Below are 11254 nucleotides of genomic sequence, written 5' to 3' on the forward strand. Positions count from 1 at the left end.
TATATTGGATTATTCTTCGCTGTAGCCGACGACCTTGTTCCGTCCCGTCTGTTTCGCATGATACAATGCCTGATCGGCTTTTTGAACGACTTCAAACGATGTCTCGCCTTGGTCCGATGAGGCCGCCCCAATCGATAACGTGACATGAAACGCCGGGTACGTGCTAAAAACAAAGTGTTGATCGGCACAGGCCAAGCGGATTGTTTCGCCGAGCCGGATGGCATCTTTAAGCGGTGTGTCCGGTAACAGGACGACAAACTCTTCCCCGCCGTAACGGCCGACCATCGCCTGATCCGGACAACAGTGTTCGAGCAAATGGCTCAATTGACGTAAGACGACATCGCCCCCGTCATGGCCATATGTATCATTGACCGACTTAAAAAAGTCGATGTCGACGATCAAGACGGAAAAGGCAAAACCATCTTTGTCATAAGACGCTAGGGTCTCGTCGAGTTTCCGCCGGTTGGCGAGATTCGTCAGACCGTCCGTCAAAGCAAGCTCCTGCTGGGTCTGGACGAACTGGAAATGTTTGCGTAATTCCTGTAGGAAACGGTACGTGACGTAGCCACCGAGTAAAATGAAGATGATGTAGACGAGTGAAATTTCGAGAAAACGACTGAACGTTTTTGTTAATAAATAGAGTGCCGGCAGGCTATAACCAATCCCAATCGCAATTAAAATCAAATAATCCTTGAGCGTATGGGACGCAAAACGACGGTAAATGCTCGCCGTGATGAGTAACGCGATACAAATCAGGCCGGTCAGAATCAATCCTTCGTAAGCGCCCGGCGGTGTAATCGCAAACCGTGCCCCAAGAATGGCGAGTGTCGTAATTCCCCCACTGACCCAGCCACCGTAATAATAGGCTGTCACGAGCGCGACGAGCCGTAAATCAATTTTTGCTCCGTCATACGTAATACTGTTCAAGACAAGTAATACACTGATGAATCCGACAATTAGACCAACCAGGATACGAAGCTTGACCGGTGACGCCGGTGAAATGCGTTTGACGTGGCGGAGTGGTAAAAAGGCAAATAACAGTGATGTGATCAATAACGAAAAATTTAACAGAAACTGATTAAACTGACTCAACATGCTGCACGCCCCTTAATGTAAAACTAATTCCCTACACGTTATAGTTCTTTATCGGACGGTTTCTTACCTGTTTCAAGCACTCTGACAGGTTTCCATTTTTTGCATCAGGGAATCACTTCAAAGAGACTGTTTCTACTTCATAAGGGGGTAATCGCATCATGGATATGAAAGAGGAAAAAAAGAAAAGCAAGATGCCGTTTTTCGTCATTCTCGTCATCATCATTTTTGTCGCCGTCGCCGCTGCCCTGATTATTTATGTTACGTCCGAACCAAAAGAAGAAACTCTTCAGTTCATGCAAATGACGACGAGTTTCGTCTCGGCTTATCTGCCTGTCGCAAGCTAATTTCTTATAGAGTAGAAGGCAGACTCGATTGATTCGGGTCCGCCTTTTTTGATATTTGTTTCGGATTCAGATGACATACTGCGCTTCCTTTTTGTCGATAATATTGCGGATCCGATTTTCCGTCACCTGATACGTCAGTGCCAAGCGTCGGATTGACTGTCCTGTTTGGTAACGGTAGCGGATAGCCCGAATCTGTCGGGGCGATAATTCGATGTGTTGACTGAGCAATGATTCGAATTCATCAAGTAATGACGCATATGCCTGGTTCGTCGACGGTTTAACGGTCAAATTGTCGATGTTGTCGTTCAAACAGTTTCCATCTGCCCGGATCACCCGCTCTTGTACCGCTTCGCCATCAATAAATGTTTTTGCGACAACTTCTCCAACGTAAAACCGTTCGCCCCGTCCCTGTTTGTATAATGTGACTTTCCGGTAACCTTCTTGATTGATCCGTGGCCGTAAGACGACACCTTTCCGTCGTTGTTTCACCCCCCGGCTCGTCTCGATGATCCGGTCAAGCGAGCGGACATTTCCTGCTGTCGAAACTTGATACATCCCTTCATACCCTTCTATCATCTTCCAATGCTCCATATGATAAATGACCTCCATTCGGTCGAAAAAAACAGCAGCATTTCTTACTGTCATTATATCATTTTACGAACAAACGTTCTAATATGAACACTCTGTTTTTCTATGCTAGTATTAACAAAAAAAGGAAGAGGTGTCAGGGATGAAGTTTGTCATGTTACTTGGTCCGCAAGCCGTCGGCAAAATGACGATTGGTCAGGAACTCGAGCAAAAAACAGGAATGAAATTATTCCATAACCACCAGACGATTGACCTGCTGCATCCGTACTTTGACTTTACGAAACCGGCGCACCATAAACTGAAGGACTTGATCCGGCGGGAGATGTTTAAAGAGATGGCCGTCAGTGACCTCGAAGGGGTGATCTTTACGTTTTTGTGCCTGTTCGGCGTCGAAGGCGGAGGGATCGAATTCATCGAAGAGACCGTTCAACTATTTGAAGAAGCTGGTGCCGAAGTGTTCATCGTTGAACTCGAAGCTGCCTTGTCGACCCGTCTTGCCCGGAATCAGACGGAAAACCGCTTACTACATAAGTTTACGAAACGGGACATTGCCGCGTCGGAAGCCAACCTGCTTGAAACAGCCGAACATTACCGGACGCATTCACTTCCGGGAGAACTTCCGTATCCCAACTATCTCCGTCTTGATACCGAGGGACGTTCGGCCGGCGAAAGTGCCGAAACGATTTGCCGACACTTTAATTGGTTGACGAATCTGGTCGAACGATGAATCAATCCAAGCAGACATATTTGCCGGTTTTCTTGACGCTTGGTTTGCTTCTGTTCAATATGCTGACGTCCTACTTACTGAGCGGACAATTTTTTCCGAACCTGAGCCTGTGGGTGCCGATCGGTCTCAACGTGTTGGTCGGACTCGGCTATATCGTTTCGCTGGTAATGGGTCTCCGGTCGACAAATAACTACGTCAAATGGTTCAGTATGTTGGCGAACACCGCCTTTTTGCTGTCACTATCGGTCATCACCTTTATGTTATTACTCGCAAACGGCATTTCAGAACCATGATCCGGATGCAAAAAATCGTCTCATCAGAAGCAGCTTTTCTGATGAGACGATTCTTTTTTTCATTCAATGTGTCAAGTCACGACGAAAGACCGGACCGTCCTTATAAAATCCATTTTCAAGCCAAATCTCTGCTTCTCCGCCCTCTCCTGTCACGAATGGCAACAGCAACGTCCGCGCGAGATACGAAAGGATGACGGTCAAGGCTTCTTGGATATAGCCGTCACGGTCGGACGGATCAATTGCGTCATAGCTGAGCTGCTGACCGGTTAATTGAATCAGAGCGACCTGTTCGTTCTCTCTTTTCTTCAGTACCCAGATACATCCGTTGGCAGTATCCGTAGCTGTAATCGATAACCGGGATGTCGTAAAGTCCGGATGGCGACCTTTCATGTTGTTTCCTCCTTCGTGACATCAAACTCCGTCGTCGCATAGGCTTCTCCGTTAATTAAAATCGTCACTTGATGTGTTCCCGGATAATGGACCCGTGTCGTCAAATTCCGGAACGACTGCCGCTTCGCAAACGTCTCCCGTCCCGTTACCTGCCGCTCACTGATCCGAAAGACTTTTTGACTCGTCCCCCGTTTTTTGACGTAGTCGATCGCATATTCAATCCGTAGGACTTGCGGTTCGGTTGTCGTCACGTGAAAGGAAAAAGCCAGTTCTCCGCCAATTGCCAGTGTCGGTGTGACCGTCAGTTCGTCGACGGTCACGGTTCCCCGCGTAACGAGACCAAAGGCTTTTAAGACATCCCGGTGGCCTTGTTTCAACAGAGTTCGTGAGGCATGCCGTAAAATCCAGTCCGTATGCGAATGCGTTCCGAGCCGCTCCAATCGTTCAATGACGAGTTCCGGATGGGTCTTTGCGATATCATTCAAGTGATTGGCAACACTTTTTCGGACGTATAAGGCGTCGTCTTCAAGCAATGAATCGAGAATCGGCAGGACCGGTCGCGGATCGGCAATCAGTGAGGGAATCATCTGTCCCCACGGCAAACGCGGACGGGTTCCTTCCGACGCTAAACGTCGGACATGTTCGTCACTCGACTGACTCCATCGCGTCGCCCCCTCTAAAAACCGGTCCTGATCATCGACCAAAAACCGACGGACGGCAAATTCCGATGTCGAATGCGGTGTTAATCGTTCGAGCGCCAACATAGCCCGGTCCCAGTCGCCTTCTTCCGCCTGGATTTCAATATAATCCGGAAACACAATTCCGGGTAATCCCGGAAAGTCCGGAGCAATCGTCTCGAGCCGGGTCGCCGCCTGTTCAAATTCAGCCGGTAGATGATGCTCCAGTCGGGTCGCAATCCGACGGACCCGTTGTTTAAACGCCAGTTCCTCCCAGTCCTCCTGTTGCACCGTTTTTCTAAAATCGGTAGCGTTTAACGCCTTGCCCAACCGATCGAGCCACTCGTCCGTAAAGACATCTTTAATCAAACTCATCTATGATTCAATCCTCTCTTCGTCCGTTCTAGTTTGAGTAACGCAGCTTTTCGCGCCAAGCCGCCGGCGTAACCGCCAAGATCTCCGGCCAGCCGGATCACCCGGTGACAGGGAATCAGAATCGCCAGTTGATTGGCACCGTTCGCCCGGGCGACGGCGCGGACGGCTGCCGGATTTCCGACACGGACGGCCAGTTCCTGATACGAAATTGTCTCGCCCGCCGGAATTAAACACAATTGCTCCCAGACCTGCCGTTGAAACGGCGTCCCGTAGAGAACGAGCGGAAGATCAAATCGGTCGCGCGTTCCGGCAAAGTATTCTTCCAGTTGAACCGTCACCTGTTCAAATACCGGGGCGTCGCCGGGAATGATCACAGCCCGGGCTGTCAGCCGCAACCGTTCCACTTCCCGTTCCAGTCCGCGTCGATCGACGAACTCGAGTAAGTGCAGTCCTCCTTCATCGGCAATCGCCAGCATCGGTCCGAGCGGCGTATCGAGCCACTTCGCCTGCAGATAGGCTCCACTCCAACGTTTCGGTGTCTCGCCCAAAATGCGGGCAAAGGCATCGCGGAAACCGCTGCTCGATTCATAACCGCTTGCCAGTTGGGCCTCGATGACCGGTTGCCCCTTCCGGATTTCCTTCATCGCCAGTCCCATCCGGCGTGACCGAGCATATTCGACGAACGTCATCCCGAATCTTTTTTTGAACTGCCGTCGTGCGGTCGAGGCATCGAGTCCCAGTTCACGAAAGTCGGCGTCTTTGAAGCGTTTTTCGGGATTTGCTTCGACCGCTGCAATCAAGCGGGTGATGACCTCACTGTCCCCCGGGTAAGCGAGCGGTTTACAGCGTAAACACGGCCGGTACGAAGCCAGTAACGCCTCTTTCGCCGTCTCAAAAAACTCACAATTCTCCTGCTTCGGTTTCCGTGCCGGACAGGTCGGCCGGCAAAAAATCCCCGTCGTCTTGACCCCGACAAAAAATGTCCCCTCGTACGAACCATCACGACGGACGAGCGCTTCATAATAATCCGTTTCCGGTAAGGTATTCATCACGTGTCCCTCCCCTTCTTTTCCTCAGTATACCGAGTTTGCCGTTAGTCATGTCGCCGAAAATCAGGCACGGATGTTTTCTTAAGACAAACTTAAGAATTCTCTCCTGTTTGTGAAAGATATGACCTGTATCATCGGTGATATACTCAAGAAGAAAGTAGGTTTCATATGTTTGATTTTTTAAAGGAAGCCATCCAATCACCCAAAACGATTGGCGCGATTGCCCCAAGCAGTCCCCGTTTAGCACAAATGATGGCACAGCGGGCAGTCGCCGATCATCCGGACGTCATCATCGAAGTCGGCGCCGGTGACGGGGCGATTACCCAAGCCCTATTGCGCGCGCGTCACCCGGAAACGACTTATCGGTACGCAGGACCGGCTCATTTGAGCGTTCAAGCTGCCCCGAACCTGTTGCGGCGCTTGATCGAAAATCTTGTACGTAATGCGACACTTCACGGAACAGGTGATTTGTCGTTCGAAGTGCTCCAAGAAAGCGGTCACTTGACCTTCCGTTGCTCCAATGCCATTCCGGAGACCTTAACGCCTCATCAACTCACGGAACTGGCAACCCCTTTCGTCACGTCCGACATGTCACGGTCCAATGGTGGATCCGGCATTGGTCTGTCGATCATCGAACAAATCGTTGCCCGGCACAACGGGACGATGCAACTAACGTCGGAACAAAACCGGTTTATCGTCTCGGTTGTCTTGCCGGATGCTTATAAAGAGGGATGAAGGTACAGGATGAACTCACAAAAATTTGAGTTCATCTTTTTTTGGTTGTTACTGGTTCGACACTCCTTCTGAAATGGAATTCGATATACTAGAGAATGTCATTCTTTAGGCACAGCCATGGAGGAGCTCCTTACTTATGAAATCATTCAACCGTTCGACCACATATATGCCCGGACTCGATGGTCTGCGTGCGTTCGCTGTCATCGCTGTTATTTTGTACCATCTGTCAGTACCGATGCTGACCGGCGGGTTTCTCGGCGTGGATGTGTTTTTTGTCCTGTCGGGTTACTTGATTACCGGCTTGTTGCTCAGTGAGTGGCAACAGACCGGTCGCATCGATTTAAAACGGTTTTGGGTGCACCGGTTCCGCCGGTTATTCCCGCCGCTGTTCGTCCTGCTCGTTCTTGTCCTCAGTTATGTCACAGTGTTTGAGCGGGACTTGTTACATATGCTTCGCCAGGACATCATGGCTGCCCTCGTCTACATGACGAACTGGTGGTATATCGTCCATGACGTCTCTTATTTCGAATCGTTCGGCAAACCGTCACCGATTCAAAACCTATGGTCGCTTGCGATCGAGGAACAGTTTTACTTGATATTTCCGATTGTGCTCAGTTTTGGGCTCGCATCAAAACGGCTGTTGCTCCGGGGAATCGCACTGCTTGCCCTGCTGTCCGCACTCCTGATGGCGATTTTGTTTACACCGGGAATGGATCCAAGCCGTGTCTATTACGGAACCGATACCCGGTTGTTTGCCTTGTTGATCGGCAGTCTGCTTGCCTTTGCTTGGCGACCGGAACGGTTTAAGAAAGAGATTCCGTCACGGGGTGTCCGGTTATTGAACGTGACCGGTGCCGTGATTGTCCCGGTGCTTGTTTTGCTGATGCTCGTGACAAGTGAGTACGGTCGTTTTCTGTATTATGGCGGATTTGTATTCGTCGCTGTTCTTGCGGCGTTACTGATCGCCGTTGTTGCTCATCCGGCGTCTTTTTGGAGCCGGTTATTCGCAGCACAGTGGCTGATCGCCATCGGTAAACGGTCATACGGTCTGTATTTATGGCATTTCCCGCTGATCACCTTGATGACGCCCATTGAACAAACCGGAACATTTTCCTGGCTCCGGAATCTCGGGATTCTCGTCATCCTGGTCATCGTGACCGAACTGTCCTATCAGTTCGTCGAACGTCCGGTCCGCCGGCTTGGTCTGCTTGGATACATCCGGCAATTTCAGATTCACCCGCGGACCTTCCGGCAGTTTTCCCGGACGAAGTGGGTCTCTGTTTCCCTTGCCAGTCTGCTTCTCCTCAGCTTCATCGGGAATTTATCGATTCTTGCCGTGTCGGACGAACCGGCTCAACAATCGATTCCGACAGTCGCGGCGCCGCATTCCAAACCGGTACTTGTCAAAAAACCGACGAACCCGGTGCCTGAGAAACGTAAACGGTCGATGTGCCGCCCGACCCTCGCGATCGGCGACTCGGTGTTGCTCGGGGTTGAAGATTATCTCGGCAGTACACTTCAGCAAGTGACGATTGACGCCAAGCTCGGACGTCAGCTTCGGGAAGCCATTCCGCTCAGCACGAAGTATGCGGCGTACAATCACACCGACCATCAAGTCCTCCTGCACCTCGGGACAAACGGCAGTTTCCGTCCCGAACAGTTAGAGGAATTACTCGACCGGTTCGAACATGCCGATCAGGTGTATCTGGTGACGACGCGGGTCCCGCGTCCGTGGGAACGAGAGGTCAACACAATGCTGAAGCAAGCCGCTGAACGCAAACGGGTGACGCTCATTGATTGGCATGCCGTTGCCGTCAAACATCCGTCGTACTTCGAACAGGACGGCGTCCACTTGAACATCAAAGGTGCCCGCGCCTACTCGAAGCTGCTCGCGAAAGCAACCGGGTGCGCGACTACAACAAAATGACAGAACACAAACACAGCCACCATTCTCCGATCGTTGAGAAGGTGGCTGTTTTAGAACGTATACACGAGTCCGATGTAGAGCAGGCTGACACCAAGGAGACAGAACAGACTGCCGAGCAGGAACGGCAGGCGTTTTTGATAGGTCAACAGCAACAGTCCGATACTGACGCAACCCGATAAGAGCAGGACACGGTTCGACCAAAGAATCGGCTTGACTGCTCCAAGCGTGTTCAAATCCGGCGATTCTAGTACGCATGTTCAGATAGAAGCTGATCGAGCGTCGCTCGCAAATCCGATGCGGGAGACGAGACATCTAGAGATACTTTGCCTGAACTGTGGGACATCTTGCTATGATCTTCATGACCATGGGCACTGACGCCTGCTGCCGGAATCAATAATGCGGCACTGAGTGGGACGGCGAGATACGACTTTTTCATCTTCATCTTATGAACACCCCTTTGTTTTTTTAAACTACACACAGATAACGTAAGGAGTTCACAAATAGTTTTATGTTTTTAATTTTTTTATTCGAAATATTTTTATTCGAAAAACAAATACTTTTAACTTCAGATTTCCATTAAAAAAAACAGGATGATGGATTCAAATCCATTACCCTGTTTGACTGTTCTATTTTTTTAATGATGATGCCCGCTGCTTCCACCAGCCGGTTTCGCACCGCCTTGCAAGATTTTTAAGTCGTTGGCGGACAGTTCGCCGACAATAAACTGTCTGGTCGGCATAATCATCGCCCCGTTACTGCTGGCGTGAACTTTGATGTAATACAGACCTTCCTTCGGCAATTTCTTCTCAATCGAGTAAACTCCCGGTTTCGTTTCATCTGCCGGTTCCATACTGTACCGAAGTGTTCCATCTGCTTTCCAGATTTCAAAATGGACATATTCCGCTTCTTTAACTGCTTTTTGATCCTGCCACAGTGTTGCTCCGAATCGGTACTGTTTTTCCTGATCAGCTTTCAGTACTTTCGGAATTTCAAACTTTACAGACAGCGGTACTGAGACTGCGTAATGTTCTGCCGCGTCAGACGTAACACTACATCCTGCAAGACCGGTACTGGTGACAATCAGTCCACTTACTAAAAGACCTTGGATGGACTTACGCATTCAAAAACCTCCTTAGAACCGCAATTCGCCGGATGATGATGAAATCCACCAGCCAGACCACAATTAACGACAGACCAACCAGCGGGAACAGGACACCGAGGATAATCAGCACGAGAATAAACCATTTGATGGATTTCGCCGGCGGTCCTTTTGGTGCCCCCATCCCTTTGCCCGGTTTCCGTTTCAACCATAGATAGAATCCACTGACCGCTACCAAGATGATTCCAAGACAAATGGCTAAACTGATCAATTGATTGATCAGACCGAATTCCGTTCCTTTGTGCAGCGTGATACCGAGTGCAACGATTTTACCGACAAGCCCATAGTTAGCAAACCGGTAATCCGCTAAAACAGCACCAGAATATTGATCGAGATGAATCGTCGCTTCATTTTCCGCTTTCGCCGGGTAGGCCGACAGTGTGTAGACACCTGCCGGATCACTCGGAATGCTGATCGCGAAGCTTGGATCCATCCCCTGTTGTTTGGCGATTGATACAATGTCATCGATTGATGCCGGAACAAGTCCTTCGACGTTTGATTTCGGCACGTCAAGCGTCTCCGCTGCCCACGGGACTTCTGCCACATCTTTCGTTTGAACGGCTGATACCGGCGCATCTCCTCCCCAAATCGATGGTGGATAACCAAGTCCTTGATTGGTTGCAACTGATTGGAAATTGGCGCCCCAAAAACCGGACCACGGCAATCCCGTCAAAATCAGGAATAACATCCCGGCCGTAATCCAAAAGGCCGGCACCGCGTGCAAATCACGTCGGAAGATTTTTTTCCCCTGGCGCAGACGCGGAATCAAGACACCACTCCAACCGGCTGCTTTTTTACGCGGGAACCATAAAAATAATCCTGTTACGATTAAGACAATCGCCCAACAGGCAACAAGTTCAACGATCCGGTCTCCGATTGTCCCGGCCATCAATTCGCCGTGGATTTCTTCGACTTTATTCATGATCCGGTCATCATCCGCCAGTTCGCCGATAATTTTTCCGGTGTACGGATTGATGAAGACCGTCGACGAGGCCTCTGCCGTCGCAATCTTCACTTCACTCGACCGTGCATCGGTTTCTCCGGGGCGGTACTTCGTAATACTTGCGTCCGGATAGTTTGCTTTGACAGCATTGATTTGTGCCGTCGCTGAAATCCGGTTTTCTTGCGGTGTCACTTCATAATACTTCTGATATAACACATTCTCGATTTGTGGTTTGAATAAGTAAATCGATCCCGTCACGGCAAGCATGACAAGAAATGGTGCAAAAATCAGTCCGGCATAAAAGTGCCAGCGCCAAACCGTCCGGTAAAATGATGATGCGGAACGGTTTTCCGTTTTCTGTTCTGTTCCCCTCGTCTCGAGTTGATTCATGTTCAATCCCCGCTTCTTCGTTAAGTAGATGTTCTCATGACAATATGTAAGATGAGTTATGATGGCACACGTGTTGTCACGAGTCTGCTGTCTTATTCTACGTGTTCTTTTCTCTCCCCACCCCTTCAGTGATTTCAGTTTTCCGTACATCCGTGAAAAATATGTCCAGCTGGTGAACGCTTATTAAGTATAAGCGGTTACACAATTTGCGGACCGCTGACACTATGGCGATTTTTTGCCAATCCGGTGATATCTCTGCGTGTTAATTAAGTAGTTGCTTCGTTAAATTCCACACAATAATTTCGTACATATAATAAGAAAACACTTAGTTTCTTTACAAGTGAGTTAAATGATTTTGAAATTTTTTCATATTTTTTAATCTTTTTTAAATCCAATTCAAAACCGGGTGCGTATGCTGTTCAGAACGATGAGGAAATGAATTACCAGATTGGTTAAAATAAACACCTAAATTTGAGAGGATGAGACAAGATGAAAAACACGAAAAAATTCGCAGCAACAGCCATGGCAGCAGCACTCGTATTACCAGGAACGGCAGCATTCG

General features: G+C 49.4%; 14 protein-coding genes. 5 read left to right on the top strand and 9 right to left on the bottom strand.

From position 1 onward, the window contains the following. Positions 1 to 9: 9 nt before the first annotated feature. Positions 10 to 1095, bottom strand: coding sequence for a GGDEF domain-containing protein (locus ABIC15_RS11920; protein ID WP_354020800.1), 1086 nt, complete (start codon positions 1093 to 1095; stop codon positions 10 to 12). Between the two features lie 158 nt (positions 1096 to 1253). On the opposite strand from ABIC15_RS11920, the gene ABIC15_RS11925 reads away from it, so the two are divergent. Next, on the top strand, positions 1254 to 1439 hold the full coding sequence (locus tag ABIC15_RS11925; protein ID WP_012369209.1) for a hypothetical protein: 186 nt from the start codon (positions 1254 to 1256) through the stop codon (positions 1437 to 1439). Positions 1440 to 1505: 66 nt separating this feature from the next. Here ABIC15_RS11925 and ABIC15_RS11930 read toward each other — a convergent pair whose 3' ends face one another. After that, complete coding sequence (locus ABIC15_RS11930) at positions 1506 to 2030, bottom strand: NUMOD4 domain-containing protein (protein WP_354020801.1); 525 nt, start codon at positions 2028 to 2030, stop codon at positions 1506 to 1508. Between the two features lie 139 nt (positions 2031 to 2169). Between ABIC15_RS11930 and ABIC15_RS11935 the strand changes: the two genes are divergently transcribed. Both ABIC15_RS11935 and ABIC15_RS11940 read left to right on the top strand, forming a co-directional pair. Next, a complete protein-coding gene (locus ABIC15_RS11935) occupies positions 2170 to 2754 on the top strand; it encodes a DEAD/DEAH box helicase family protein (protein ID WP_354020802.1) in 585 nt (194 codons plus the stop codon). Next, positions 2751 to 3047, top strand: coding sequence for a hypothetical protein (locus tag ABIC15_RS11940; protein ID WP_012369206.1), 297 nt, complete (start codon positions 2751 to 2753; stop codon positions 3045 to 3047). The genes ABIC15_RS11935 and ABIC15_RS11940 overlap by 4 nt, the downstream gene beginning before the upstream one ends. A 63-nt stretch (positions 3048 to 3110) precedes the next feature. On the opposite strand, the gene ABIC15_RS11945 is transcribed toward ABIC15_RS11940, so the two are convergent. From ABIC15_RS11945 to ABIC15_RS11955, 3 genes are read right to left on the bottom strand one after another with little or no spacing between them, the layout of a single operon-like run. Then, a complete protein-coding gene (locus tag ABIC15_RS11945; RefSeq protein WP_354020803.1) occupies positions 3111 to 3437 on the bottom strand; it encodes a hypothetical protein in 327 nt (108 codons plus the stop codon). After that, complete coding sequence (locus ABIC15_RS11950) at positions 3434 to 4489, bottom strand: DNA alkylation repair protein (protein WP_354020804.1); 1056 nt, start codon at positions 4487 to 4489, stop codon at positions 3434 to 3436. The genes ABIC15_RS11945 and ABIC15_RS11950 overlap by 4 nt, the downstream gene beginning before the upstream one ends. Beyond that, on the bottom strand, positions 4486 to 5538 hold the full coding sequence (locus tag ABIC15_RS11955) for a bifunctional transcriptional activator/DNA repair enzyme AdaA (RefSeq protein WP_354020805.1): 1053 nt from the start codon (positions 5536 to 5538) through the stop codon (positions 4486 to 4488). The genes ABIC15_RS11950 and ABIC15_RS11955 overlap by 4 nt, the downstream gene beginning before the upstream one ends. Before the next feature lie 168 nt (positions 5539 to 5706). Here ABIC15_RS11955 and ABIC15_RS11960 point away from each other — a divergent pair, with 168 nt between their 5' ends. Beyond that, on the top strand, positions 5707 to 6273 hold the full coding sequence (locus ABIC15_RS11960; RefSeq protein WP_012369202.1) for a sensor histidine kinase: 567 nt from the start codon (positions 5707 to 5709) through the stop codon (positions 6271 to 6273). 136 nt (positions 6274 to 6409) lie between these two features. Continuing rightward, positions 6410 to 8200 carry an acyltransferase family protein gene (locus ABIC15_RS11965; RefSeq protein ID WP_354020806.1) on the top strand — a complete coding sequence of 597 codons (1791 nt, stop codon included), beginning with the start codon at positions 6410 to 6412 and terminating at the stop codon, positions 8198 to 8200. A gap of 50 nt (positions 8201 to 8250) precedes the next feature. Here the strand turns inward: ABIC15_RS11965 and ABIC15_RS11970 are convergent, their stop codons facing one another. The 4 genes from ABIC15_RS11970 to ABIC15_RS11985 all read right to left on the bottom strand — a co-directional run bounded on the left by ABIC15_RS11970 (position 8251) and on the right by ABIC15_RS11985 (position 10692). Then, positions 8251 to 8433, bottom strand: coding sequence for a hypothetical protein (locus tag ABIC15_RS11970; protein ID WP_041261434.1), 183 nt, complete (start codon positions 8431 to 8433; stop codon positions 8251 to 8253). Between the two features lie 11 nt (positions 8434 to 8444). Beyond that, positions 8445 to 8642, bottom strand: coding sequence for a hypothetical protein (locus ABIC15_RS11975; RefSeq protein ID WP_354020807.1), 198 nt, complete (start codon positions 8640 to 8642; stop codon positions 8445 to 8447). Positions 8643 to 8834: 192 nt separating this feature from the next. Then, the gene (locus ABIC15_RS11980; RefSeq protein WP_354020808.1) at positions 8835 to 9320 is read right to left on the bottom strand and encodes a FixH family protein; all 486 of its coding nucleotides are present in this window, start codon (positions 9318 to 9320) and stop codon (positions 8835 to 8837) included. After that, entirely contained in the window at positions 9313 to 10692 is a 1380-nt protein-coding gene (locus tag ABIC15_RS11985; RefSeq protein WP_012369198.1) for a PepSY-associated TM helix domain-containing protein, read from the bottom strand. The genes ABIC15_RS11980 and ABIC15_RS11985 overlap by 8 nt, the downstream gene beginning before the upstream one ends. Positions 10693 to 11254 lie beyond the last annotated feature (562 nt).

It is taken from the genome of Exiguobacterium sp. PvP048 (assembly GCF_040549175.1).
GTDB lineage: Bacteria > Bacillota > Bacilli > Exiguobacteriales > Exiguobacteriaceae > Exiguobacterium_A > Exiguobacterium_A artemiae.

What these genes read in the sequence shown, in the direction of transcription:
- ABIC15_RS11920 (WP_354020800.1), bottom strand. Translation starts at nt 1,095, where the DNA reads ATGTTGAGTCAGTTTAATCAGTTTCTGTTAAATTTTTCGTTATTGATC.
- ABIC15_RS11925 (WP_012369209.1), top strand. Translation starts at nt 1,254, where the DNA reads ATGGATATGAAAGAGGAAAAAAAGAAAAGCAAGATGCCGTTTTTCGTC.
- ABIC15_RS11930 (WP_354020801.1), bottom strand. Translation starts at nt 2,030, where the DNA reads ATGGAGCATTGGAAGATGATAGAAGGGTATGAAGGGATGTATCAAGTT.
- ABIC15_RS11935 (WP_354020802.1), top strand. Translation starts at nt 2,170, where the DNA reads ATGAAGTTTGTCATGTTACTTGGTCCGCAAGCCGTCGGCAAAATGACG.
- ABIC15_RS11940 (WP_012369206.1), top strand. Translation starts at nt 2,751, where the DNA reads ATGAATCAATCCAAGCAGACATATTTGCCGGTTTTCTTGACGCTTGGT.
- ABIC15_RS11945 (WP_354020803.1), bottom strand. Translation starts at nt 3,437, where the DNA reads ATGAAAGGTCGCCATCCGGACTTTACGACATCCCGGTTATCGATTACA.
- ABIC15_RS11950 (WP_354020804.1), bottom strand. Translation starts at nt 4,489, where the DNA reads ATGAGTTTGATTAAAGATGTCTTTACGGACGAGTGGCTCGATCGGTTG.
- ABIC15_RS11955 (WP_354020805.1), bottom strand. Translation starts at nt 5,538, where the DNA reads ATGAATACCTTACCGGAAACGGATTATTATGAAGCGCTCGTCCGTCGT.
- ABIC15_RS11960 (WP_012369202.1), top strand. Translation starts at nt 5,707, where the DNA reads ATGTTTGATTTTTTAAAGGAAGCCATCCAATCACCCAAAACGATTGGC.
- ABIC15_RS11965 (WP_354020806.1), top strand. Translation starts at nt 6,410, where the DNA reads ATGAAATCATTCAACCGTTCGACCACATATATGCCCGGACTCGATGGT.
- ABIC15_RS11975 (WP_354020807.1), bottom strand. Translation starts at nt 8,642, where the DNA reads ATGAAGATGAAAAAGTCGTATCTCGCCGTCCCACTCAGTGCCGCATTA.
- ABIC15_RS11980 (WP_354020808.1), bottom strand. Translation starts at nt 9,320, where the DNA reads ATGCGTAAGTCCATCCAAGGTCTTTTAGTAAGTGGACTGATTGTCACC.
- ABIC15_RS11985 (WP_012369198.1), bottom strand. Translation starts at nt 10,692, where the DNA reads ATGAATCAACTCGAGACGAGGGGAACAGAACAGAAAACGGAAAACCGT.